This window comes from Limnobacter sp. SAORIC-580 (genome assembly GCF_013004065.1).
In the GTDB taxonomy this organism is placed as follows: Bacteria; Pseudomonadota; Gammaproteobacteria; order Burkholderiales; family Burkholderiaceae_B; genus Limnobacter; species Limnobacter profundi.
In genome coordinates this window covers 2,064,775-2,089,950 of the sequence record NZ_CP053084.1, presented here as the reverse complement: position 1 = coordinate 2,089,950, position 25,176 = coordinate 2,064,775, and the positions used below count along the sequence as shown (strand labels likewise).

21 protein-coding genes and 1 tRNA gene are annotated in these 25,176 nt (G+C 53.4%); 18 read left to right on the top strand and 4 right to left on the bottom strand.

Annotation, left to right across the window (positions count from 1 at the left end; all coding sequences use genetic code 11):
* The first annotated feature begins 43 nt into the window (after positions 1-43).
* The 5 genes from infB (at position 44) to dusA (ending at position 7,188) form a co-directional block, all read left to right on the top strand.
* The gene (infB, locus tag HKT17_RS09690) at positions 44-2,875 is read left to right on the top strand and encodes a translation initiation factor IF-2 (RefSeq protein WP_105029428.1); all 2,832 of its coding nucleotides are present in this window, start codon (positions 44-46) and stop codon (positions 2,873-2,875) included.
* A 27-nt stretch (positions 2,876-2,902) separates the two neighbouring features.
* Complete coding sequence (gene rbfA, locus HKT17_RS09685; protein ID WP_138518161.1) at positions 2,903-3,307, top strand: 30S ribosome-binding factor RbfA; 405 nt, start codon at positions 2,903-2,905, stop codon at positions 3,305-3,307.
* Positions 3,279-4,313: a tRNA pseudouridine(55) synthase TruB gene (gene truB / locus HKT17_RS09680; RefSeq protein WP_171101461.1), complete on the top strand. Its 1,035-nt coding sequence runs from the start codon at positions 3,279-3,281 to the stop codon at positions 4,311-4,313. Before rbfA ends, truB begins: the two co-directional genes overlap by 29 nt.
* Positions 4,310-6,130 carry a translational GTPase TypA gene (gene typA / locus HKT17_RS09675; RefSeq protein ID WP_171099657.1) on the top strand — a complete coding sequence of 607 codons (1,821 nt, stop codon included), beginning with the start codon at positions 4,310-4,312 and terminating at the stop codon, positions 6,128-6,130. Before truB ends, typA begins: the two co-directional genes overlap by 4 nt.
* Before the next feature lie 77 nt (positions 6,131-6,207).
* A complete protein-coding gene (dusA, locus tag HKT17_RS09670; protein WP_171099654.1) occupies positions 6,208-7,188 on the top strand; it encodes a tRNA dihydrouridine(20/20a) synthase DusA in 981 nt (326 codons plus the stop codon).
* A gap of 7 nt (positions 7,189-7,195) precedes the next feature.
* On the opposite strand, the gene HKT17_RS09665 is transcribed toward dusA, so the two are convergent.
* Genes HKT17_RS09665 through wrbA form a run of 3 tightly spaced genes read right to left on the bottom strand, consistent with a single transcriptional unit; the run spans position 7,196 to position 9,619 of the window.
* A complete protein-coding gene (locus HKT17_RS09665) occupies positions 7,196-8,626 on the bottom strand; it encodes an FAD-binding oxidoreductase (protein WP_171099652.1) in 1,431 nt (476 codons plus the stop codon).
* Between the two features lie 4 nt (positions 8,627-8,630).
* Positions 8,631-9,014, bottom strand: coding sequence for a DUF2069 domain-containing protein (locus HKT17_RS09660; protein ID WP_105029424.1), 384 nt, complete (start codon positions 9,012-9,014; stop codon positions 8,631-8,633).
* On the bottom strand, positions 9,014-9,619 hold the full coding sequence (wrbA, locus tag HKT17_RS09655; RefSeq protein WP_171099650.1) for an NAD(P)H:quinone oxidoreductase: 606 nt from the start codon (positions 9,617-9,619) through the stop codon (positions 9,014-9,016). Before wrbA ends, HKT17_RS09660 begins: the two co-directional genes overlap by 1 nt.
* Positions 9,620-9,669: 50 nt before the next feature.
* On the opposite strand from wrbA, the gene HKT17_RS09650 reads away from it, so the two are divergent.
* The 10 genes from HKT17_RS09650 (at position 9,670) to HKT17_RS09605 (ending at position 19,260) form a co-directional block, all read left to right on the top strand.
* Positions 9,670-11,037: a YihY family inner membrane protein gene (locus HKT17_RS09650; RefSeq protein ID WP_205882407.1), complete on the top strand. Its 1,368-nt coding sequence runs from the start codon at positions 9,670-9,672 to the stop codon at positions 11,035-11,037.
* A gap of 179 nt (positions 11,038-11,216) precedes the next feature.
* Positions 11,217-11,450, top strand: coding sequence for an RNA chaperone Hfq (hfq, locus tag HKT17_RS09645; protein WP_008248719.1), 234 nt, complete (start codon positions 11,217-11,219; stop codon positions 11,448-11,450).
* A 36-nt stretch (positions 11,451-11,486) separates the two neighbouring features.
* Entirely contained in the window at positions 11,487-12,608 is a 1,122-nt protein-coding gene (gene hflX / locus HKT17_RS09640) for a GTPase HflX (protein WP_105029421.1), read from the top strand.
* Between the two features lie 36 nt (positions 12,609-12,644).
* Entirely contained in the window at positions 12,645-13,943 is a 1,299-nt protein-coding gene (gene hflK, locus HKT17_RS09635) for an FtsH protease activity modulator HflK (RefSeq protein ID WP_105029420.1), read from the top strand.
* A 2-nt stretch (positions 13,944-13,945) separates the two neighbouring features.
* Entirely contained in the window at positions 13,946-14,812 is an 867-nt protein-coding gene (hflC, locus tag HKT17_RS09630; protein WP_168427011.1) for a protease modulator HflC, read from the top strand.
* A gap of 69 nt (positions 14,813-14,881) precedes the next feature.
* Complete coding sequence (locus tag HKT17_RS09625; protein ID WP_008248713.1) at positions 14,882-15,061, top strand: DUF2065 domain-containing protein; 180 nt, start codon at positions 14,882-14,884, stop codon at positions 15,059-15,061.
* Between the two features lie 27 nt (positions 15,062-15,088).
* On the top strand, positions 15,089-16,291 hold the full coding sequence (locus HKT17_RS09620) for an ATP phosphoribosyltransferase regulatory subunit (RefSeq protein ID WP_171099646.1): 1,203 nt from the start codon (positions 15,089-15,091) through the stop codon (positions 16,289-16,291).
* The gene (locus HKT17_RS09615) at positions 16,288-17,589 is read left to right on the top strand and encodes an adenylosuccinate synthase (RefSeq protein ID WP_171099644.1); all 1,302 of its coding nucleotides are present in this window, start codon (positions 16,288-16,290) and stop codon (positions 17,587-17,589) included. The genes HKT17_RS09620 and HKT17_RS09615 overlap by 4 nt, the downstream gene beginning before the upstream one ends.
* Before the next feature lie 17 nt (positions 17,590-17,606).
* Positions 17,607-18,083 carry a phosphoribosyltransferase gene (locus HKT17_RS09610; protein ID WP_171099642.1) on the top strand — a complete coding sequence of 159 codons (477 nt, stop codon included), beginning with the start codon at positions 17,607-17,609 and terminating at the stop codon, positions 18,081-18,083.
* A 145-nt stretch (positions 18,084-18,228) separates the two neighbouring features.
* Positions 18,229-19,260 (top strand): DUF481 domain-containing protein, encoded by a 1,032-nt coding sequence (locus HKT17_RS09605; RefSeq protein ID WP_171099640.1) that lies wholly within the window; start codon positions 18,229-18,231, stop codon positions 19,258-19,260.
* Between the two features lie 148 nt (positions 19,261-19,408).
* Here the strand turns inward: HKT17_RS09605 and HKT17_RS09600 are convergent.
* Positions 19,409-19,495, bottom strand: a tRNA-Leu gene (locus HKT17_RS09600).
* A gap of 44 nt (positions 19,496-19,539) precedes the next feature.
* Between HKT17_RS09600 and rnr the strand changes: the two genes are divergently transcribed.
* Genes rnr through parC form a run of 3 tightly spaced genes read left to right on the top strand, consistent with a single transcriptional unit; the run spans position 19,540 to position 25,145 of the window.
* Positions 19,540-22,056 (top strand): ribonuclease R, encoded by a 2,517-nt coding sequence (gene rnr / locus HKT17_RS09595; protein ID WP_171099638.1) that lies wholly within the window; start codon positions 19,540-19,542, stop codon positions 22,054-22,056.
* 14 nt (positions 22,057-22,070) lie between these two features.
* Entirely contained in the window at positions 22,071-22,805 is a 735-nt protein-coding gene (gene rlmB / locus HKT17_RS09590; protein ID WP_171099636.1) for a 23S rRNA (guanosine(2251)-2'-O)-methyltransferase RlmB, read from the top strand.
* Positions 22,806-22,823: 18 nt separating this feature from the next.
* On the top strand, positions 22,824-25,145 hold the full coding sequence (parC, locus tag HKT17_RS09585) for a DNA topoisomerase IV subunit A (RefSeq protein ID WP_171099634.1): 2,322 nt from the start codon (positions 22,824-22,826) through the stop codon (positions 25,143-25,145).
* Positions 25,146-25,176: the final 31 nt, after the last annotated feature.

Sequence of the window (25,176 nt, the reverse complement as noted above, 5' to 3'; positions counted from 1 at the left end):
GGCCACTCGGCCCGGTCAGCAAGGGAATTTGAAGGAATAGTAGATGACCAGTACCACAGTCGCACAGTTTGCAGCAGAGTTGAAAATGCCCGCCGATGTTCTTTTGGAGCAGCTGAAGTCTGCTGGCGTGAGCAAAAATTCTGAGGCAGATGCAGTTACTGAAGCGGACAAGGGAAAGCTTTTGGAAAGCCTGAGAAAGGCGCACGGATCTGAAAGCGGTCAGAAGAAAATTACCCTCACCCGCAAGCAGACCAGTGAAATCAAACAGGCTGGCCCTGGCGGCCGCGCGCGCACGGTGCAGGTTGAGGTGCGCAAGAAGCGTGTGTTCGTTCAGCGTGCCGAGAAAGCCGGTGAAAGCGAGCCAGTCATGGAAGCTCAGCTTGAACCCGCAGAACAAGCCCGCCGCGACGCTGAAGCCCAGCGCCAGGCCGAGTTGAAGGCACGCCAGGAAGCAGAACTGAAAGAAAAACAAGCCAAGCTTGAGCAAGAGCGCGAGCGCGAACTGAAGCTTCAGGAAGAAGCGCGTCAGCGTGCCGAAGAAGAGCGCCTTGCTCACGAAGCTGTGGAACAAGCCAAGGCCGAAAGCGCCGAGCCTGCCAAGGCTGAAGAAGAAACTGACGTTAAAGATGAAGCCGCGCAAGCCGCACGTGCCCAAGAAGCGAAGGCTCGCGAACAGCGTGCTGCCGATGCGTTGAAGGCCGAGCAAAAGGCCAAAAAGGCCGCTGAGGACGCAGCAAAAGCCAGCGCGAATCAAGAGCGTGCACGCAAAGCGGCAGAAGCTGAGGTTGCGGCAATTAACCGCATGATGTCCCAGCCATCCAAAGTCATGAAGGCCGAGGAGCCGGTTGAGCCTCCCAAGCCGGCTGCTACAATCAAGAAGCCTGAGAAAGCCATTGTTGCTGTCACTGAAGAGGATTCAGCCGCCGAGCGTGGTCGCAAAGGTGTTCGCGCTGCGGGTGCAAAGGAAGAACCAGGCCGCCGCCGTGGTGGTTTGAAAACACGCGGTGAAACCGGTGTTGGCCGCACAGGCGCTGGTGGCTGGAAGGGCCCCAAGGGCAAAAACAACCGCCACAGCCAGGAACAAAGCAACTTCAACCAGCCAACTGAACCTGTGGTTCGCGATGTTCACGTGCCAGAAACCATTACTGTGGCCGACCTGGCGCACAAAATGTCAGTGAAGGCTGCTGAGGTAATCAAGTGTTTGATGAAGATGGGCCAAATGGTGACCATCAATCAGGTACTCGACCAAGACACCGCCATGATTGTGACTGAAGAATTGGGTCACAAAGCGATTGCAGCCAAACTCGACGATCCTGAAGCCATGATCGAAGAAGCTGGTGTCGCACATTCCGAGGCGCCTTCAGTGCCGCGCGCGCCAGTTGTTACCGTGATGGGTCACGTTGACCACGGTAAAACTTCACTGCTTGACTACATTCGCAGTGCAAAAGTGGCCTCTGGTGAAGCTGGCGGCATTACGCAGCACATCGGTGCTTACCACGTTGAAACGGAACGCGGCATGATCACCTTCCTGGATACCCCAGGTCACGAGGCGTTTACTGCCATGCGTGCCCGGGGTGCCAAGGCAACCGACATCGTTATTCTGGTCGTATCCGCCGATGACGGCGTGATGCCCCAAACCATTGAAGCGATTCACCATGCCAAGGCAGCCAATGTGCCTTTGGTTGTGGCTATCAACAAAATCGACAAGCCCGATGCCAACCCAGAGCGTGTGAAGCAGGAATTGATTACACACTCTGTGGTCCCTGAGGAATACGGCGGCGATTCACCCATGGTTCCCGTGTCGGCCAAAACCGGCAAGGGCATTGACGACTTGCTGGAACAAGTGTTGTTGCAAGCTGAAGTGATGGAATTGAAAGCGCAGGTGGAAGCACCGGCCAAGGGCCTTGTGGTTGAATCCCGACTGGACAAGGGCCGCGGCCCAGTGGCCACCGTGTTGGTTCAAAGCGGTACCTTGAAGAAAGGCGACGTGGTGCTGGCAGGTTCTGCATTTGGCCGAGTACGTGCCATGGTTGACGAAAACGGTCGTTCCATTGACTCCGCCGGCCCGTCCATCCCTGTAGAAATTCAGGGTTTGAGCGATGTACCTGCGGCAGGCGAAGAAGTGATTGTGTTGCCAGATGAACGCAAGGCCCGTGAAATTGCCCTGTTCCGTCAAGGCAAATTCCGCGACGTGAAGCTGGCCAAGCAACAAGCAGCCAAGCTTGAAAACATGTTCGAGCAAATGGCCGAGGGCGAAGTCAAGAGCCTGGCTGTGATTTTGAAGGCCGATGTACAGGGTTCGCAAGAAGCGCTGTCACATGCCCTGCAAAAGCTGTCAACCGACGAAGTCAAGGTGCAAGTGGTGCACGCGGCAGTGGGTGGCATCAGCGAATCAGACGTCAACCTGGCAGTGGCCTCCAAAGCTGTCATCATCGGCTTTAACGTGCGTGCCGATCAAGGTGCCCGTAAAACAGCCGAGAACAACGGTGTGGATATTCGCTACTACAACATCATTTATGACGCAGTAGACGAGATCAAGGCCGCCATGACCGGCATGCTGACGCCCGACAAGAAAGAGGAAATCATTGGTAACGTGGAAATCCGCGAAGTGTACAAGATCTCCAAAGTGGGTTCTGTCGCTGGTTGTATGGTGACCGATGGTGTTATTCGTCGCGGTGCTGGCGTTCGCTTGTTGCGCGACAACGTGGTGGTGTGGACAGGTCAGTTGGCCTCGCTCAAGCGATTCAAAGACGATGCCAAAGAAGTGCGTCAGAACTTTGAGTGTGGCTTGCAACTGCACAACTACGACGACATCCAGGTTGGCGACATTCTGGAAGCATTTGAAGTGAAGGAAGTGGCCCGTACACAGCTGTAATTGCTGCCCGGGTTTGAAAAGGAAAGTATGCGTCACAAGAAAAAAGCACCAGCCAGAGGTATTCGGGTTGCCGAGCAAATCCAGAAAGACCTGGCTGAGCTGATTCCCCGTGAGTTGAGAGACCCACGGCTTGGGTTTGTCACAATCACAGATGTGGAACTGACGCCCGATTACGCCTATGCAACCGTGTATTTCTCGGTGTTGACTGGTTCAGCCGAAACCACTGAAGAAGCATTGAATGATTCTTCGGGTTATTTGCGCAATTTGATTTTCAAGAAGCTGCACATTCACACCGTGCCCACCTTGCGTTTCAAACACGACCAATCGGTGGAGCGTGGGGCTGAAATGTCTCAAATGATCGACCGGGCGCTGAAAGGCGAGGGCGGTGGTGCCACAGATTCGGATGGTGGTGGCGACGGTGGCGGAGACTAAGAAACAAAAGCGTGCCTTGTCGGGTGTGCTGTTGTTCGATAAATCAACTGGTTTCTCGTCCAATCAAGCCCTGCAAATTGTAAAGCGCTTGTACAGGGCTGAAAAAACCGGTCACACCGGTACGCTAGACCCGCTCGCAAGCGGTTTGCTGCCATTGATGTTCGGTGAGGCCACCAAGTTTGCAGCAGATGTAATCGATGCCAGCAAAACCTATCGCACCAAGGTGCGGCTTGGTTTTTCAAGCAACACAGGTGACGCTGAGGGAGAATTGACGAAAGTCAGCACCCGCGCCCTTGAAAGCATCACCTTGGATGAAGTAAAACAGGTGTGCGCGCAGTTTGTTGGTGAAATTCAACAGACGCCACCCATGTTTTCTGCATTAAAGAAAGACGGCAAGCCTTTGTACGAGTATGCTCGCGAAGGCATTGAATTGGACAGACCCGCTCGGACCCTTTTGATCCATCAATTGGATGTCATGAAAGTCGAGCACAATACAATCCATGGTGAAAGCAGTTGCACCATTGAACTGGAAGTGAATTGCAGCAAAGGCACCTATGTGCGCACCTTGGGCGAAGACATCGCCAAGGCCTTGGGCACAGCGGGCTATCTCACGGAATTGCGCAGAACAGCAATTGGTGACTTGAAAGTGGAACGCGCGTACACCCTGGATGCACTTAAGGTGCTTGGTGAATCGGAAACCCCCTTTGACGCTTTGGATGCGGTGCTTTTCCCGGTAGATGCCCTTTTGGGCAGCCTGGGCAAAGTCGAATTGAACAATGAGTTTGCGCGGCGGTTTTCGCACGGGCAACGGTTGCCACTGAGCCTGGTTGATGCCAAGCCAGGGCGAGTGCGGGTGTACGGAGAAACGTCTGCACAGGATGTGAACACCGAAGTTAGCAATACAGCCTTCAAAGGCAATTCCCGATTCATGGGAACAGGCATTTTAGAAACGGATGGGAAGGGCGCCTTGCTTCGACCCGACAGATTGATTCAGGTAAATCTATGACACGCGCATTACGTAACGTTGCAATTATCGCCCACGTGGACCACGGCAAAACCACATTGGTAGACCAACTTCTTCGCCAATCCGGCACCTTCCGCGAGAACGAAAAGCTCGAAGAACGCGTGATGGACAGCAACGACATTGAAAAAGAACGTGGCATCACGATTCTGGCCAAGAACTGCGCGGTTGAATATGAAGGCACCCACATCAACATTGTTGACACCCCAGGACACGCCGATTTCGGTGGTGAAGTGGAGCGCGTGTTGTCGATGGTTGACTCGGTTTTGCTGTTGGTGGACGCCGTTGAAGGCCCGATGCCCCAAACACGTTTTGTTACCCGCAAGGCTTTGGCCCTGGGTTTGAAGCCTATCGTCGTGGTGAACAAGGTAGACCGCCCAGGTGCGCGCGTTGAATGGGTGATTGACCAAACTTTCGACTTGTTCGACAAACTGGGTGCAACCGACGAACAGCTGGACTTCCCGATTGTGTATGCCAGTGGCCTGAACGGCTATGCAGGCGACACACCCGATGTGCGTGAAGGCACCATGCGCCCATTGTTTGAAGCCATTTTGAAGTATGTACCTGTGCGTGATGATGACCCCAATGGTCCATTGCAGTTTCAGATCACCTCGCTTGACTACAACAGCTACGTGGGCAAGATCGGCATTGGCCGAATCAAGCGCGGAACCGTGCGTGTGGGTCAACAGGTTACTTGTGTTAACGGGCCAGACGGCACACCATTCAATGGTCGAATCAACCAGGTTCTCAAATTCCGTGGTCTGGAACGTGTTCAGGAAGAACAAGCTCAGGCTGGCGACATTTGCCTGATCAACGGCATCGAGGAAATCGGCATTGGTACCACCATTTGCGCCACTGACGCAGTGGAAGGCCTGGAAATTCCGGCGATTGACGAGCCCACATTGACCATGAACTTCATGGTGAACACCTCGCCATTGGCCGGCCGTGAAGGCAAGTTTGTAACCAGCCGGCAGTTGCGTGACCGCTTGCAGCGTGAATTGAAAGCCAACGTGGCTCTGCGTGTGAAAGACACCGACGATGACACCGTGTTTGAAGTGTCGGGTCGTGGTGAATTGCACCTGACCATTTTGCTGGAAAACATGCGTCGTGAAGGCTATGAATTGGCTGTTTCCCGCCCACGCGTGGTGTTCAAGGAAATTGATGGCGTGAAATGCGAGCCCTATGAAATGTTGACCGTGGATGTGGAAGACTCACACCAGGGCGGCGTGATGGAAGAATTGGGTCGCCGCAAGGGTGATTTGCTCGACATGTCTCCCGATGGCAAAGGCCGTGTTCGTCTGGAATACAAAATTCCGGCACGTGGCCTGATTGGTTTCCAGGGCGACTTCATGACCCTGACACGCGGTACCGGCCTGATTAGCCATGTGTTTGACGAATATGCACCCGTGCGCGAAGGCGGTTCAGCCGAGCGCCACAATGGCGTGCTGATTTCTCAGGACGATGGCGATGCGGTGGCCTACGCCTTGTGGAAACTGCAAGACCGTGGCCGCATGTTTGTGTCCCCAGGTGAAGCCCTGTATGAAGGCATGGTGATTGGTATTCACAGCCGCGACAACGACTTGGTTGTGAACCCCATCAAGGGCAAGCAGCTGACCAACGTTCGTTCATCGGGTACTGACGAGGCCGTTCGCCTGGTACCGCCAATCCAGATGAACCTGGAATATGCGGTGGAGTTTATTGCGGAAGACGAATTGGTAGAAATTACTCCCAAGAACATTCGCATTCGCAAGCGCTTCCTGAAAGAACACGAGCGCAAGCGCGCAAGTCGCGACGCTGCATAAGTTTTGTTTGGCTGAAAGGCCAGATTCAAAAGGGGCGTGGCTTTGGCCTCGCCCTTTTTGTTTGTAGAATCCAGACCATGACATTCAAACCCAGAATTCTCTCTGTTGCCCCCATGATCGACTGGACCGATCGGCATTGCCGTAGGTTCCACCGTGCGATCAGCCAGCACACCTGGCTTTATACTGAAATGATAACCACGGGCGCTTTGGTGTTTGGTGATCGCCAACGTTTTTTGGCATTTAACGACGAAGAACACCCCGTGGCCTTTCAAATAGGTGGCAGCGACCCCGAGCACATGGCACGTTGTGCCAAGTGGATTGAACAGGCGGGTTACGATGAATTGAACATGAATGTGGGTTGTCCTTCGGAGCGTGTCCAAAAGGGATCGTTTGGCGCTTGCCTGATGGCGGAACCCGACTTGGTGGCCGACTGCGTGAAAGCCATGCGGGATGCCTGCTCGATTGATGTGACCGTGAAGCACAGGATTGGGCTTGATTACGATGAAAGCGAAACCATGCTTTATGATTTTGTGGGCAAGGTCAGTGAAGCGGGTTGTAACACCTTCATTGTGCATGCGCGCAATGCGGTGCTGAAAGGCCTGTCACCAAAGGAAAACCGCGACATTCCTCCGTTGCGTTACGAGGTGGTAAAACGCCTGAAACAACATTTCCCGCACCTTCAAATCATTTTGAACGGGGGAATTACAACCCTCGAGTCGATTCAAACCCACTTGGAATGGGCCGACGGTTGCATGATTGGTCGAGAGGCCTATTCCAACCCGTGGCTATTGGCCGGATTTGACGAAGTAATTGGCCAGGCGTCCTCTGCCCCAAAAACCCGTTTGGAAGTCATTGACGAATTGCGCAGCTATGCTGAGCAGGAATTGTGCAAGGGCGAAAGCATTCGAAGCATTACGAAATCCTGGTTGGGTCTGTTTCACGGCCAAGCAGGTGGAAGGCTTTATCGACAGGTGCTGTCCGATTCAACCCGGCTGAAGGCTAACAACTGGCAGGTGGTTGAAGATGCGCTGGCGATGATGCTCAAGCACGCAGCCTGAGCCGGCATTACAGCAAAACCAGCTTGCCGGGGTTCAGCAGGTTTTTAGGATCCATGGCCTGTTTGATGGCTTTGAATGCAGCATAGTTGCTGGCACTCGTAATATCTCGCAGTAGTTCGGCTTTCAACTGCCCAATGCCATGTTCAGCCGATACGGTGCCGCCGCACCGCAGAATCGCGTCGTGCACCAAATTGTTGAGCAAACTTTGGTGTTGTTTCAGAAATTCTGCAGAGTCGCTGCCTGTTGGGGCTGACAAATTGAAGTGCAGGTTGCCATCGCCCAAATGGCCAAACAGCACTGGCTGAACATCGACACCATGCTCTGCTATGTCATTCAGGGCCATGTTGTGGAATGTCGGCAGCTGCGACACCGCACACGCCACATCATGTTTCACATTCAAACCCGCTTTGGCTTGTGCCTCGGATATGTTTTCTCGCAAGGCCCAAAAGGTTTCAATGTCTCGCCCGCTTTGGGCAATGGCGATGTTGCGTACCCCGGGTATCTCTTCCAACATCGCCTCGAGTGTTCTGGTGACTTGTTCACGCAAGGCGGTTTCGGAACCCAATGAGGTGAATTCAGCGAGCACATGGTCTACTGCGCCTGGGCAGGTTGGCGCACGGGCAGGAAAATGGGTTTGAACCACATCAATTGCATTGGCGTTCATCCATTCGTAGCCGCTGAGTTCACCAAACAAGCGGCTTTGTACGAAGCCCAATGCGTCTACAGCAGTTTGAATGTTGTCCACATTCAGCCACGCAACGCAGCGGCTTTTGGGGGCAGGGTACACCTTCATGCAGGCAGTGGTTACCACTCCCAAAGTGCCTTCCGAGCCAATCAACAAATGGCGCAGGTCATAGCCAGTGTTGTTTTTGCGAAGTCCCCGCAAATCACCACACAACTCGCCCTGTGCATTCACATACTCCAGTCCAAGGCACAATTCGCGGGTGTTGCCATAACGCAGTACGGCCACGCCCCCTGCATTGCTGGCCAGGTTGCCGCCCAGGGTGCAGGTGCCCTCTGAGGCCAGGCTGAGGGGAAACAGAAAGCCGTGTGCCTCTGCGTACTCCTGAATTTCGTGCAGTGTGTAACCTGCACTCGCGGTCAGGGTCAAGTTGTTTTCATCCAGCTTCAGTACTTCGCGAATGCGCCCTGTTTTAAGAACCACATGCGGTCGTTTTTCTGCGTTGTTATCTGCCACGGGCACCGCACCACCCACCAGGCCAGTGTTGCCGCCTTGGGTTGAAATGGCCACATTGAATGCATCGCATGTTTTTACAATCGCCTGTACCTGTCGGGTACTCAGGGGTTCCAGAACAGCCAGCGCAGTGGTGCAGTAGCGTTTGCGCCAGTCGGTACAGGTTTGGGCAATGTAGGCTGCCTCAGTATTAATCAGCAGCCCTGGAACCTGTTTGCGCAATTGTTCAAGAAATTCATTCATGCGTTCAAGCAACCTTGGTTTTGGGTACTTTGTAGGTACGGGCAAACACGCTGACGCTGGCAAAAAGCACGATGGTCAAAAGCACTTCCAGCCCGGCCATTAACTGCGAGGCTAGCGCCGGGTCAGAAGTTGCGCGTGTGGCACCTTCTGCAAAGTATAGCCACAGCAGCAGTGATGTGGCTTGGTAGGTTCGCACGCGTTGTTTGAATATGCCGGGCACCACCAGCAGCAAAGGCAAAACCTTCAGCACAAGCCAGCTGCCGCCGGGGCGAATGGGTGCAACGAAAAGCTCCCAAGCCACGCACAGGGCAATTAATGCCAACAGGCTGCTGACGGTTGCCCAGTAGGCCTTCTTGCGGGTCAAATCAACTTCGGGGGTGCTGCTCATCAAGATTTATCCATGTGTTGTAGTGCCAGTGCTGCTTTGGCAAGGCGTGCACCTTGCGCTCGGGCAAGAGTTTTTTCATGTTCAGAAATTGGGTGCTGGCCTTGTCCACCCGCCCAATGGGTCACGCCATAGGGCGTGCCGCCAGTGCGGGTGTCATTCAAAGCTTGCTCGGAATAGGGAATGCCCAGCCAAAGCATGCCATGGTGTATCAAGGGCAAAGCCATGCTGGTCAGCGTGGTTTCCTGCCCACCATGCAAACTGCCAGTGCTGGTAAACACGCAAAAGGGTTTGTTGATCAAATCGCCAGCCAGCCAGGTTCCAACCGTACCATCCAGAAAATACTTCATGGGGGCGGCCATGTTGCCAAACCGTGTCGGTGAGCCCATGGCAAGGCCAGCGCATTCTTTCAAGTCAGCCGGCTCTGCATAGGGTGGGCCCTGTTCGGGAATGTCGGATTCAGTGGCTTCTGTGTTCGCAGATACCGCGGGTACTGTTCGAATTCTTGCCGAAACACCTTTCACGGAGTCTACGCCCTGTGCAATTTCGCGGGCCAGCTGCGCAGTTGCGCCATGGCGGCTGTAATACAAGACCAATACTTCAATCATGCTTAGGGGTTATCATGGGGACTGTTGGAAACCCTATTGTATCGAAGCGCATGAGTTCAGCCGCACCTTCCGAAACAACTGAGACCAAGAGTTTCAAAGCCATCGGCAAATCGACCGAAGAGAGTCAAACACGCCGTGCACGCTTTATGCGTGGTGCCCGCCGTGCTTTCAGCGTGGCCGATGTTGAACTGTCACCGCTGAATTTGCGCTGGTGGATCGCGTTTACACGCCTGGTGAGCCAGCGCATCAGCGAACAGCGCTTGCCGCAGGTGGCTGCCAGCCTCACCTTTACCACGGTGCTGTCCTTGGTACCATTGGCCACGGTGGTGCTGGCCATATTCACGGCATTTCCGATGTTTGACCGTTTGCAGTTGTCGCTTCAGGGCTATTTGATCGACAGCTTTTTTCCCGAAACCTTGTCTGAAACCATTTTGACTTATGTCACCCAGTTTTCTGACAAAGCAAAGGGGCTGACCGCAATTGGTATTGTGTTTCTGGTGATTACTGCATTAACCACCATGTTCACGGTGGATAGGGTATTCAATCAAATCTGGAACGTGAAGCGTCAACGCTCGACCATGAACAAGGTGGTGTTGTATTGGGCGGTCTTGTCGCTGGCGCCAGTGCTGATCGGGCTGAGCATCAGCGTATCCACTGCACTGATCGGTGAAACCATGGCGGGTGTGAACCCTGTGTTGGGCGGCATGTTTCCCGCGCTTAATCTGATACCGTTGACTTTGACGGTGCTGGCTTTTGCCTTTATTTATCGCATTGTTCCGAATAGGGCTGTGCATTGGAAAGACGCCTTGGTGGGCGGGGTACTGGCTGCGGTTTTGTTTGAAATCTCCAAGCGGGCGTTTGCTGCCTACATCACGCATTTTCCAAGTTACACGGCTTTGTATGGCGCTTTGGCGGCATTTCCAATCTTTTTGCTCTGGATTTACGTGAGTTGGATTATTGTGTTGCTGGGGGCCAGCACCGTTGCGGCTTTGCCTGTGGCCCGCACTGGTTATTGGAACCCTAGTAACCGCCCCGGTGAAAGGTGGTTGCAAGGTTTGAGTGTTTTGGTTGAACTGGAAAAGTCGCGGCAGCAGGAAAAGCCGGGCATGACCATGGAAGAGTTGCGGGTGTTTGCCAAGGTGCCGCCCGACCAACTGGACGAGATCCTGAGCTTGTTGATTGACCATGGAGTGATCGGTCTTCTGGCGATTGTGCGGGGTGATGATCGCTTTGCCCTGATTTGCGACCCCGCCAATATCAGCGCCGAAGTGGTGGCAAAAGCGCTTTGGTACGATCCTTCCCTGACCTCAGAATGGGCCGCTCGCTTGCCCCAGTCCACCGCGAAGCTGACCGAGTTTCAGGAGGAGTTTATTCGGCGTCCCCGCTTGTCTCAATGGCTTGAGTTAACTCCTTGTTAAGCGGGTGATGTCAACGGGAATCACTCTCTGGCGTTGGATTTGAACTTTTTGTGAAAAAAGAGTGTCCATATCAACAAAAGAAGGGCTTACGTTTGGCACCCATAAGCGCTTTCTGTAAACTAAGCGTGACGAGCCAAAAGCTCTGACATTTAATAATATCAACACAGTCTGGAGCTGTTATGAGTAACAAAGGGCAACTACTACAAGACCCCTTCCTCAATTTGCTGCGCAAAGAGCATGTACCCGTGTCCATTTACCTGGTCAACGGCATCAAGCTTCAAGGCCAAATCGAGTCTTTCGATCAATACGTGGTTCTGCTGCGTAATACCGTAACCCAAATGGTCTACAAGCACGCAATTTCAACTGTTGTGCCCGGCCGTTCAGTGACATTCACCCCCGAGGTGAAGGAGTAAGCTTATCTTCACTTGCCAATTTTTCCGCGGTTTGAAATGACGCGTAGTTCCTTGGTTGCACTTGACCTAGGTCAACACGAGTTCCGCGAAAGTGTCGATGAGCTTGCCCTACTGGCCACCTCTGCGGGTGCAGAGGTGATTGGCGTTTTCGTGTCCAAACGGCGTTCCCCCGACTCAGCCACATTCATTGGCTCCGGCAAGGTGCAGGAAATACTTGCGCATTGCGAGGCCGAAGAAGTCGAACTTGTCATCTTCAATCACAGCCTGAGTCCTGCTCAACAGCGAAATCTTGAAAATGCGCTTGGGCGTCGTGTAATCGACCGCACTGGTCTGATTCTCGATATTTTTGCCATTCGGGCACGCAGTTTTGAGGGCAAATTGCAGGTTGAATTGGCCCAGCTTCAGTACATGGCCTCGCGCTTGGTGCGTGGCAACGCGAATTTGTATGGCCAGCAGGGTGGTATCGGCATGCGTGGTCCGGGTGAAACCCAGCTTGAAACAGACCGCCGTCTGATTGGCGTGAAGGTCAAGCAGCTGAAAACCAGGCTCGAGAAGCTTCAGAAACAGCGTCAAACCCAGCGCCGTCAACGCGAGCGGCGCGGGCAGTTCACGGTTGCGATCGTGGGTTATACCAATGCTGGTAAAAGCACTTTGTTCAATGCCATTGCAAGCGACAAGGCGTATGCCGCAGACCAACTGTTCGCCACATTGGACACGACTACACGCCGCGTGTGGCTTGCACCCAAGGTGGACATGGCCTTGTCGGATACCGTTGGTTTTATTCGCGATTTGTCACATTCCCTGGTAGACGCCTTCAAGGCTACCCTGGAAAGTGCGGTGCATGCCGATGTGTTGTTGCATGTTGTCGATGTGAGCTCGCCGGTTCGGCACAGTCAAATCGACGAAGTCAACAAAGTGTTGCAAGAGATTGAAGCGGGGGATGTTCCACAGGTGATCATCTGGAACAAAATAGACGCCTGCGAGCGTTCCGTGGAAGTCGAGCGCGACGGCGATGGTAAGATTTTGTCCGTGGCGGTGAGTGCGCGCTACGGGCTTGGCATTGCAGAATTGCGTGAATGTCTGACTGAACTTGCTGGCAACTTTTATGCTCAAAGTCGGGGTGCAGACACGCAGTCAGATGAATTGCAGTGGGCCTGAACGTCAACAACTAATTTTTCAGCAGTAGGAACAAGCATGTCAATGAATGATCCGGATTGGGGCAGAAATTCATCGGGTAATCAAAACAACGATGAACCCGCAAAGCCTCAAGATCAAGACAATCGCCGTCCCGGTGGCCGTCAGGACGGCCCCCCCGATCTTGACGAACTATGGCGCGACTTCAACAGCAGGCTGAATCGCCTGTTCGGCAAGAAGGGCGGCAATGGCGGTGGCCCGCGTGGCCCACTCGGCGGTGGCGGCAGTGGCGGTCCAAGCATGGAAAATGCCGGCAAGGGCTTCACTGCCGTGATCGTTGTCGCGGTGCTGGTGTGGCTGGCGAGCGGCTTTTACATTGTTCAGGAAGGTCGCGAAGGTGTGGTATTGCAGTTTGGTAAATACCACCACACCTCAATGCCCGGTTTCCAGTGGCGCATGCCTTACCCGATTCAGTCGCACGAGGTGGTGAACTCCTCCCAGGTGCGCATTGTTGAAGTGGGTTATCGCAACGACGTGAAAAGCAAGGTACTGCGCGAAGCGCTGATGCTGACTGAAGATGAAAACATCATCGACATTCAGTTTGCGGTTCAATATCGCCTGAAAGATGCAGGTGATTATCTGTTTAACACCATTGATCCCGACGAAACCGTAAAAATGGCTGCTGAAACGGCCATTCGCGAGGTGGTGGGTCGCAGCAAAATGGACTTTGTGCTGTACGAGGGCCGAGAGCAAATCGCCCTGAACACGGCCGAAGTGATGCAGGAAATCCTGGACAAATACGGCACCGGTATTTTGGTATCGAGCGTGACGGTTCAGGGTGTTCAACCCCCGGAACAGGTACAAGCAGCGTTTGACGATGCCGTGAAGGCCGGCCAGGATCGCGAGCGTTTGAAAAACGACGGTGAGGCGTATGCAAACGATGTGATTCCGCGTGCCCGAGGCAATGCAGCCCGCTTGCTGGAAGAAGCGAATGGTTATCGCGAACGCGTGGTTGCCCAATCCGAGGGTGATTCAGCCCGCTTCAAGGCAATTTTGACCGAATACGAGAAAGCTCCCAAAGTTACACGTGATCGCTTGTACATCGACGCGATGCAGGAAATTTATACCAACGTAACCAAGGTTATTGTTGATTCAAAGGGAAACAGCCAGCTTCTGTACTTGCCTTTGGACAAATTGATTGAGAAAACTGGTTCCTCGGGCGCTGAAAGCAGTGCGACATCTGCCGCCGCTGCTGCCAAAGCCGCAGAAACCAGCCCATCTGCACCACGTGCTGCCAATGATGGATTTGACACTAGCATTCGCGATGCCATGCGCAATCGTGACCGGGGAGCTCGTTAATCATGCCTAAGATTTTTGTAGTAGTAGCGGCTGCGTTGATCGGCTTTTTTGTGGCCAACACCTGCCTTTATGTTGTCGATCAACGGCAATACGCCATTGTGTTTGCTTTGGGTCAGGTTGAGGAAGTGCGCCAGGAGCCTGGTTTGTACTTCAAGCTGCCAGCGCCTTTCCAGAATGTTATTTTTCTGGACAAGCGGATTCAAACCATTGACACACCCGAACCAGAGCGTTTCATTACTTCCGAGAAGAAAAACCTCTTGATTGATTCTTATATCAAGTGGCGAATTATTGATCCTCGTTTGTATTTTGTTCGCTTGAGCGGAGATTCCCGCCTGGCACAAAGCCGCATGTCTCAAGTGGTCAAGTCTGCCTTGAACGAGGAAATTACGAAGCGCACCGTGCCCCAAATGGTTTCCGGCGAGCGCACCACTGTGATGAACACGGTGGTGGAAAAGGTCAAGGACGAAGCTGCGGAAATTGGTGTGGAAATTCTGGACGTTCGCTTGAAACGCGTAGATTTGCTACCTGAAGTCAGTGAATCTGTGTTTCGTCGCATGGAAGCCGAGCGAAAGCGTGTAGCCAACGATTTGCGAGCCACAGGTGCAGCGGAAGCCGAGCAAATTCGTGCGGATGCAGACCGCCAAGTGGTTGTAATTTTGGCTGAAGCCTACAGAGAAGCACAAACTATCAAGGGGGAGGGTGATGCAAAGGCCGGTTCGATTTATAATGCCGCTTTTGGTCGCAATCCCGAGTTCTATTCCTTTTACCGCAGTCTGGATGCCTACAAGAAGTCTTTGACATCCAAGTCTGATGTGATGGTGGTTGATCCGCAGTCTGATTTCTTCAAGTTTTTGCAGAAAACGCAATAACTTGGGCTTTCGTGCGCTTGCGTTGGTTAATCACCTTCGCTTGAAAGGTCTGGCTCAGGGAAAATTGATATGAGCGAGACCTTTTGGCTGGCTTTGGCCCTCGTGTTCATTCTCGAGGGCTTTATGCCTTTTCTTTTTCCAAAACAATGGAAAGAGACCTTTCTCAAGATTGCCTCGCTCACAGAAGGTCAAATACGATTTGTGGGGCTGGTGGCGATTCTCATCGGTATCACGCTTTTTTTGTTTTAGAACACTCGTTTAAGAGTTGGAATAGTCATGTCTGCTTGGCTTTTGCCAGAGTCTGTCGCCGATGTATTGCCCTCCGAGGCCCGGCGAATCGAAGAATTGCGACGGTCCCTGTTGGACCGCTTTCGCGTATACGGCTATGAATTGGTGATGCCACCCATGCTGGAGTACACCGAGTCGCTGCTCGGCAATGCCGATGCTTCCCTGAATTTGCAAACTTTCAAGTTGCTGGACCAGGCCAGTGGGCGCATGTTGGGCTTGCGGGCTGACACAACACCCCAAGTGGCCCGCATTGATGCCCACATTTTGAACCGGAAGGGCGTAACCCGTCTTTGTTATTGCGGCCCAGTGTTGCACACGCAGGCCTTGGGTTTGCATAACACCCGTGAACCGCTGCAATGTGGTGCTGAGCTTTATGGTTGTGGCGGTATTGAAGCCGACCTTGAAATATTGAACTTGGCTGTAGACACATTGAACTTGTCGGGCTTGAAGGGCTACCGCCTGGCTTTGTCCCATGCTGGCCTGCTGGCTGCTGTGGTGGATGGTGAGGGGCTGACCGACAATCTGATTCGTCATTTGCACGATTGCCTTGCTCAAAAAGACAGACCTGCCCTTGAGACGCTGCTGGCCGGCGTTTCTGGTGCCTGCAAGGCGAATGTATTGGCTTTGCTGAGTTTGTATGGTTCGGTCGGTGGCGGCAATTGCGTGCTGAACCGGGCGGCCGAGATCTTGCCCCGCAACCCTAAGGTGGGTGCGGTACTCAATGAGTTGCGCACTTTGATTGCGCGCTTGCAGGAAACGGTGTCGGCCATGCCTGCACTCATTCTCGATTTGGCGGACCTGGCCAGTTTTGATTATCACAGCGGTCTGATTTTTTCAGCTTACGTAGAGGGTTGCCCCAACGCAGTGCTGCGTGGTGGCCGCTATGACGATGTGGGTGCCGTGTATGGCCGAGCCCGTCCTGCCACCGGCTTCTCTGTGGATTTGCGCGAACTGGTGTCTTTGCAGGCTGTGCATTCCAAGCCCAAAACAGCCATTCGCGCTCCTTGGGTTTATGACACTGAATTAATGGCTGTGATTCGCGAATTGCGCAGTCAGGGCGAGGTGGTGCTTCAGTCGCTGCCAAATACCGCCCAAGAGGAAGAAGAGTTTGTATGTGATCGGCAGCTTGTACAGGCCAACGCCGTGTGGAAAGTGGTGCCGATTGGCATGAATCAGGAGAAATTGAAATGAGTTTTCGAAATGTGGTTGTGATTGGTACCCAGTGGGGTGACGAAGGCAAGGGCAAGGTGGTGGACTGGTTGACTGACCATGCCCAAGGCGTTGTTCGTTTCCAGGGTGGTCACAATGCGGGCCACACACTGGTGATTGGTGGCAAGAAAACGATTTTGCGTTTGATTCCCTCTGGTATTTTGCGCCCTGATGTGCAGGTGTACATTGGCAATGGCGTGGTGTTGTCGCCAGAGGCCTTGCTCAGTGAAATTGACGAACTGCAAGCCGGTGGCATTTCAGTGGAAAGTCGCCTGAAAATCAGCGAAACCTGCCCATTGATTCTGGACCACCACATTGCGCTGGACAAAGCCCGCGAAGCCAAGCGTGGCGATGCAAAAATAGGTACTACTGGCCGTGGCATTGGCCCTGCCTATGAAGACAAGGCCGCACGCCGTGCACTGCGAGTTCAGGATCTGTTTCATCCCGAGAAATTCCGCGCCAAGCTGGATGAGGTGCTGGATTACCACAACTTTGTATTGACCCAATATTTGGGGGCTGAGCCTGTTGACGCTCAAGTGGTATTCGACAAAGCCATGGCGCTGGCACCCCGAATCAAGAACATGGTGGCTGACGTGCCAACCCTGCTGCAACAGGCCAATGAGGAAGGCAAAAACCTGTTGTTCGAAGGTGCGCAAGGCGCCTTGCTTGATATCGACCACGGTACTTTCCCCTTCGTGACCAGCTCCAACTGTATCGCCGGTGCGGCTTCGCCTGGCGCAGGTGTTGGCCCGCAGCGTTTGCAGTATGTATTGGGTATTACCAAGGCCTACGCAACACGCGTTGGGTCAGGTCCTTTCCCCACCGAGCTGTTTTGCGAGAAGGGCATGTACCTGGCCAAGAAGGGCAATGAGTTTGGTTCTGTAACAGGCCGCCCACGTCGTTGTGGCTGGTTTGATGCTGCGGCTTTGCGCCGTACCATTCAGTTGAACGGTGTTTCTGGCCTGTGTATTACCAAGCTTGACGTGCTGGATGGCATGGAAACCATTCAAATGTGCGTGGGCTACGAACTGGCCGACGGCACCACCACCAACATTCTTCCTTTCGGCAGCGACAAAGTGGAAGGCTGCAAGCCAATTTTCGAGACTTTCCCGGGTTGGAAAGGCACCACTTTCGGCGTGAAGCAGTTTGATGACTTGCCAGAAGAGGCAAAGATTTATCTTAAGCGTATGGAAGCAGTGTGCGGTGTGCCTGTGGACATGATCTCGACTGGCCCGGACCGTGACGAAACCATTGTGCTTCGTCACCCCTACAAAGCCTGAATCAGAAGCTCTGGCGCATGAGCGACAAGCTACACATCGATTATGCCCAGTACCACCACCTGATTGATCGGGTGGTGGATGCCGTCAAGAACTCGGGTTTTCAGCCTGATTGCGTGCTCGGGGTTTCTCGGGGTGGTCTTTTTCTGGCGGATGGCTTGTCTCGTTCTTTGCGCAAGCCCATGGCTGTCATCGCTGCATCGTCTTATCGTGGTGGCGAAGGAACCAGTCAGGGTGAATTGCAGATTTCTGCCAGTATCGCATCAGTTGGGCCGGTGAGTGGCAAGGTGCTTTTGGTGGACGACCTGGCCGACACTGGGCACACCTTAAAGGCCTTGTGTGAGTACCTGCGCACAATTTGCCCCACTATCACCGAGATGAAAACCGCGGTGGTTTGGGTAAAGCCAGGCTCTGTTTTCAAACCTGATTTTGCCGCTGAATATCTTGAGTCCGATGTCTGGATTGTGCAGCCTTTTGAAACCCGCGACTTTCTCTGAATCCCCTCTGAACATCTTGTATTAACTCCTCTCATAAGTACCTCATTTGTGGTCTAAAAAGGCTTAAAAATCGATGTGTTATCCTATGGGTCCATTTACCTGCTAAGGAGACATCGGGACAATGCCTGTCTTAAAAGAAGTAAACGTGAAAAATTTCCCCCTTGTGTTCAAATTTGCACCCGCCTGCGCAGTTGTACTTTCCCTGTTCAGTAGCCCGGTTATCGCAGCCAATGTGGTGTTGAAAAACGGCGATCGTCTTACCGGCGAGATTGTGAAGCTAAGCGACAACATTCTTACCTTCAAGTCCCCCTTGTTCGGAGAAGTTGAACTGCCGTGGAAGCAAGTTCTTGAATTGCAGTCGGATGATGGCGTCACAGTGAAGCTGAAGGACGGCAGCACCGCAAAGGGCAAGGTGACTTTGAGTCAGCAGGGTGAGCTGGTGATTGATCAAGGTGATTTGGGGCGCTCCAGACCCCTTCAAAGGGCTGACGTTGCGATGTTTAACCCACCTGTGGTTGATCGCTCTGTGAAATACAGTGGCAGGGCCAATTTGGGGGGCGTGTTCAATCGCGGCAATTCTGAAGACGATGCCTTGAACTTCGATACCGAGTTCATTGCCAGAACACCAGAGAACAGGTACACCCTTGCGGCCGAAGTGAACGAGGCCGAGTCGGCAGGAGTGACGACCACGTCAAACCGATATTTGCTGACCCAGTACGATGCATTTTTAAGTGAGAAAGATTACTTGTTTGTGAACGCCAAGGGCGAGCAGGACAAGTTGGCTGACCTGAATTTGAGAACCTCGCTGGGTGCTGGTTATGGTTATCAGTTTTTTGAAACCGAGCGCGCCAAGTTATCGACTGAATATGGTTTGGCTTACATCAATGAAGATTATATTGTTGCGCCCGATGAGTCGTTTCCCTCATTAAGTCTGGGTTTGAACTATGAACGGAAATTCTGGAACAAACGCCTGGTGTTTTTCAACAACAACGACCTGTCCGTGAGCCTTGAGGACACAGCCGATGCCCTGTTCAAAACCAAAGTAGGTTTGCGCGTTCCCATTGTTGAAAATGTGAATGTGGCCACGCAAGTGAATTTGGACTATGACAACATGCCGCCACCTGGCGTTAAGAAAACAGACAGCAGCCTGATTTTCAGTGTGGGCTATGGTTTTTAAGTGAAATTTTTGGCGAATTTGTGTTGCAAACACCAGCGGCAATGCAAATTCGCAAAGCGCTTTGGAAATTCAGAATTAAAGCGGGGAAAGTGCTGTACACTGCGTTGAAACGCGTAAGTGAAGATAAAACTGGTGAAGAGAAAACTGCTGGTGCCCAGGAGAGGACTCGAACCTCCACAGTGTTACCACCACTAGGACCTGAACCTAGCGCGTCTACCAATTCCGCCACCTGGGCACAGGTGCGAGCCGTGAATTCTAATGAAATAAATAAATTTGTCAATGCATAAAACAGAAATAAAAATTCCAAGTCGTGAAGACATCCTGGCTGTACTGCGCCAAGCGCAAGCCCCCTTAACCCGCGAACAGGTTTTTGAGCACCTTAAACTCACCGAAGATCAAATCCCCATTATTGAAAAACGCCTGAACGCCATGGAGCGTGATGGTCAATTAATGCCCAACAGAAAGGGCATGTTGTTGCTTTCTACCAAGCTTGATTTCGTAGCCGGCCGAGTGGCTGGTCACCGTGACGGTTTCGGTTTTCTGGTTCGTGATGATCGCGGACCAGACGCCTTTCTTTCCCCGCGCGAGATGCAAAAAGTACTGCATGGCGACCGCGTGCTGGTGCGAATTACCGGCACCGACCACCGTGGCAAGCCCGAAGGAACCATTGTTGAGGTCACGGAACGTAAAACCAATCGCCTGGTTGGACGACTGGTGTCTGAGCGCGGCATTTTGCTGGTTATTCCTGAAGACCAGCGCATCAAGCACGACATTCTGGTGTCGCCAAAAGATGTGGGCAATGCCACACCTGGAAAAGTAGTCACTGTCGAAATTATCGAACAACCCACGCGTCATTCACAGCCAATCGGCAAAGTGGCTGAAGTTCTTGGCGAGCTGGACGATCCCGGCATGGAAATCGAGATTGCGGTGCGCAAATTTGATGTGCCGCATGAATTCAACCTGATGACCATGAACCAGGCTGAAAGCATTCCCAATGAAGTGGAATACAAAGACCTGAAAGGCCGCGTTGATTTGCGCGATGTGCCTTTTGTAACCATTGATGGAGAAGACGCCCGCGACTTTGATGATGCGGTTTATTGCACCCCTTCAAACGACACCAAAGGCGGTTGGCGTTTGCTGGTGGCCATTGCCGATGTAAGCCATTATGTGTTGCCCGGCACACCGATTGACCAGGAGGCCACCAAGCGTGGCACCTCCGTGTATTTCCCGCGCCGGGTCATTCCCATGTTGCCAGAGAAACTGTCGAACGGTTTGTGTTCGCTGAACCCCGGCGTGGATCGCTTGGTGTTGGTGTGCGACATGATTATTGGCCCCAAAGGTGCGATCAAGGCCTACCAGTTTTACAACGCAGTGATCCACTCTGCGGCTCGTCTGACTTATAACCAGGTTTGGGATGCGCTCACGGATCCGCAAAGCCTTACCGCCAAAGCAATGGGCCACGTGTACGGCGATGTCGAAAACCTGTACACGCTGTTCAAGGTGTTGTTTGAGTCGCGCCAGCGTCGCGGTGCCATGGAAATTGACACGGTTGAAACCCAGGTGATGCTCGACCCCGATGGCAAGATCGACAAAATTGTGCCCAAGCGCCGCAACGATGCACACCGTTTGATTGAAGAATGCATGCTGGCCGCCAATGTGTGCGCAGCCGATTTTCTGGAACGCAGCAAACACCCCAGTTTGTACCGAGTGCATGAGGGACCAACGGTTGAGAAATTGCAAAACCTGCGTGCATTTTTGCGCTCAGTGGGCTTGACGCTGGATGGCGGTGACGACCCCACCAGCATGGATTATGCGAACCTGATGAAAAAGATTCAGGGGCGCCCCGATCAAGCCTTGCTTCAAACCATGATGCTGCGCTCAATGCAGCAAGCCATTTATACCCCGCACAACAGTGGTCACTTCGGCTTGGCGTACCCAGCCTACGCGCACTTTACTTCGCCCATTCGCCGTTATCCCGATTTAATGGTCCACCGAAGCATCAAGGCTCTGTTGGCTGGCAAGCGTTATGTGCCGCTGCCACTGGATGAACGTGAATTCGAGGATTTCGACCCCAAGCGCCGTGTGGACAAGGCTGAGGAAATAGCCCGTTGGGATCAATCGGGTAACTGGTTTTCTTCCACTGAGCGTCGTGCTGATGAAGCCTCTCGTGATGTGATGTCCTGGCTGAAATGCTTTTTCATGAAAGAGCGCGTCGGTGACACCTTCCAGGGTCATGTTTCAGGTGTAACCAGCTTTGGTTTGTTCATTACACTCGATGCTTTGTATGTGGAAGGTTTGGTGCATGTGTCTGAATTGGGCACGGAATACTTCCAGTACAGCGACAGCCTGCATGAATTGCGTGGCGAGCGCAGCGGTATTCGCTACCGTCTGACTGATCCGATCAATGTGCAGGTGTCCAGGGTTGATCTGGATGCGCGTCGCATTGAATTCCGTTTGGTACAAGGCGTGAAGTTTGAAAGCCTGATGCGTGATCCAGGTTCAGCCAAGCCCAATGGCAAGGCGGGTAACCGGCCGCAGCGCCAGCAGGGCCGTCGCACCAATACCGCTCAAATGCAGCAGGCTGTGCAAGACGCAGGAAAAACCGCTCCTGTGTTGCCACCCGAAGAGGGAGCAACCACGCGTGGTGTGAACAAGAAGCGGGCCGCGGATGAATCGCGCAGCAAAGCTGCTGCCGAGAAAAAACGCAAGGAAGAAATTCAAAAAGCCAAGCGTGTCAGCCGTACCAAACCTGCCACAGGGTCTAAAATGCGCACTGCAGCGAAAAAATCTAGATAAGCGGAGCGTACCAATTGGCCATTTTGTATGGTTTTCATGCCGTGTCGGCCCGGGTTAAAACAGCCCCAGCCAGCGTGGAAGAGGTGTTGGTGGACCAACACCGCAAAGACAAACGCATGCAGCAGTTCATCGACAAGGTGAAAGCAGCTGGCGTCAAAGTAAGTGCGGTCGATTCCGATCGTTTGGAAAAAGCAGCCGGTCACAAACAGCACCAGGGCGTGGTGGCGTTTGCAAAGGAACTGGTGAAAAGCAACGACCTGTTTGAAATCATTGATACCCATGGCAAGAACACCTTGCTTCTGGTGCTGGACGGCGTGACCGACCCCCACAACCTGGGTGCCTGCCTGCGCAGTGCCGATGCGGCTGGTGTGCACGCGGTGGTGTTGCCCAAAGACAAATCGGTGGGTATTACCCCGGTGGTGTCGAAAGTGGCTTGTGGTGCGGCTGAAACAATTCCCGTCATTACCGTCACCAACCTGGCCCGTGCACTGGAAGAAATTCAAGAAGCGGGCGTGTGGTGCATTGGTACTGCCGGTGAGGCTACAGATACCCTGTACGACGCCGATTTGAATGGCCCCATTGCCTGGGTGCTGGGTGCTGAAGGCGATGGCATGCGTCGCTTGACCCGCGAAAAATGCGACCAACTGGTACAAATTCCGATGATTGGCAGTGTTGAAAGCCTGAATGTGTCGGTGGCCAGTTCGGTGTGCCTGTTTGAAACCCTTCGTCAACGTCAATTCACAAAATAAGAAACCTCGAAGCACCGCATGGAACAACTCACTCTGGATGCAACGCCACCTTCTGGCGACGATTCTGAAACAATTACCCTTGGTCTGTACGCCGAGCGCGCTTATCTGGATTACGCCATTTCCGTGGTGAAGGGCCGGGCGCTGCCTGAGTGTGCGGATGGTCAAAAACCTGTGCAGCGGCGAATTTTGTACGCCATGAATGAAATGGGCCTGGGCAACAACGCCAAGCCTGTGAAATCGGCCCGTGTGGTGGGCGATGTTTTGGGTAAATACCACCCGCATGGCGACCAGGCCGCCTACGATGCATTGGTGCGCATGGCGCAAAACTTTACCTTGCGTTACCCGCTGATTGATGGTCAGGGCAACTTTGGCAGCCGGGATGGTGATGGCGCTGCCGCCATGCGATACACAGAGGCCCGCTTGACGCCAATCGCCAAGCTGTTGCTGGACGAAGTGGACATGGGTACCGTCGACTTCATTCCGAATTACGATGGCAGCTTTCAGGAACCCAAGCTGCTGCCAGCGCGCTTGCCTTTTGTGTTGCTCAATGGTGCTTCCGGTATTGCGGTGGGCATGGCCACCGACATTCCTCCGCACAACATTCGGGAAGTAGCCGCCGCCACGATTCATTTGATCAAACACCCGAACGCTGACCTGGACACCATCATGGGCCATTTGCCCGCGCCCGATTTTCCGGGTGGTGCGCAAATTATCTCTCCCGCCAGTGCGATGAAAGAAATTTATGCCGGTGGTCGGGGCTCCATCAAAGTGCGCGCCCGCTGGGAAATTGAAGAAATGGCTCGCGGGCAGTGGCAGTTGGTGGTGAAAGAATTGCCACCCAACACCAGCACTGCCAAGGTGTTGGAAGAAATTGAAGAATTGACCAACCCCAAGGTAAAGGCTGGCAAGAAGGGCTTGAGCACTGAGCAGCAAAATTTGAAGGCCCAAGTGCTGGCCATGCTGGATGCCGTGCGCGATGAATCGGGCAAAGAGAACGCCGTGCGATTGGTGTTCGAGCCCAAAAGCCGCAATGTGTCTGTAGAGGAGTTTTCAAACCTCTTGCTCAGCCACACCAGCCTGGAGACCAATACTTCCATCAACCTGGTGAGCATCGACAACGCAGGCCGCCCGGGCCAGCGTGGTTTGATTGCCATGTTGCTGGACTGGATCGAGTTCCGCAAAGTGTGCGTAACCCGACGCAGCCAACACCGCTTGGCGCAGGTCAATGATCGTATTCACGTGCTGGAAGGCAGGTTGATTGCCTGGTTGAATATTGATGAAGTGATCAAGGTGATTCGCGAAAGCGATGAGCCCAAGCCTGCCCTGATTGAAGCTTTTAAACTGAGCGACCGTCAAGCCGAGGACATTCTTGAAATTCGACTGCGCCAATTGGCCCGCCTTGAGAAAATCAAGATTGAGCAGGAACTGGCCAAGTTGGGTGAGGAAAAAGCCGACCTGGAGGCTTTGCTGGCCGATGAGGGCAAGCTGAAAACCCGAATTATTGGTGAAATTCGCAAAGACACCGACACCTATGGCGATGATCGCCGCACGCTGATTGAAGAGGCCGAGAAGGCCAGCGTGGAAGTGAAAGTGGTTGAAGAACCGACCACGGTCATTGTTTCCCAGAAATTCTGGATACGAAACCGCCAGGGCCACGGTCACGACGCCGCCCAGTTCAGTTTTAAAGTGGGCGACGCCTTGTACGCCGCTTTTGAATGCAAAACCACCGACAATACCTACTTGTTTGGTGCCGGCAATGCACTGGGCAAGGTGTTTAGTGTGCCCGTGTCTGCATGGCCAGGTGGCCGGGGCGATGGCATACCCGCACAAAGCCTTGTGGAGTTGAATGGCGGTACGCTGAGCCACGCGCTAGCCGCACCTGCTTCCCAGCCCGTATTTCTGGCTTGCAGCGCGGCCTACGGCTTTTTGGCCATGGCTGGCAATATGGAGAGCCGCATGAAGGCGGGCAAGCAATTCATCAGCCTGAACCCGGGTGAAAAGCTCTTGCCGCCGGTGCTGTTGCAGGCCACCGACGACCGGGTGGCCGTGCTTGCCGAAAGCGGACGTTTCCATGTCTTCATGCTGGACGAGCTCAAGCAACTCTCAGGTGGCGGGCGCGGCGTACAGCTGTTGCCACTCGATGACAAAGACTCTTTGGTGGCCGCTGTTGCTTTCGGTCCGTCGGATAGCCTGGTGATTTCGGGCACAGGCCGCGGCGGCAAAGACCGGGAGGAGATTTTAAAACCCTCCTTTCTGGCTGAGCGGCTGGGCAAGCGCGGCAGAAAAGGCAAGGAACTGGACATCAAGTTCAAGGCAGATTCTCTTCGCAAAACCAATTAAAAAAAGCCCTCCGGGGCTTTTTTTTCGTCTT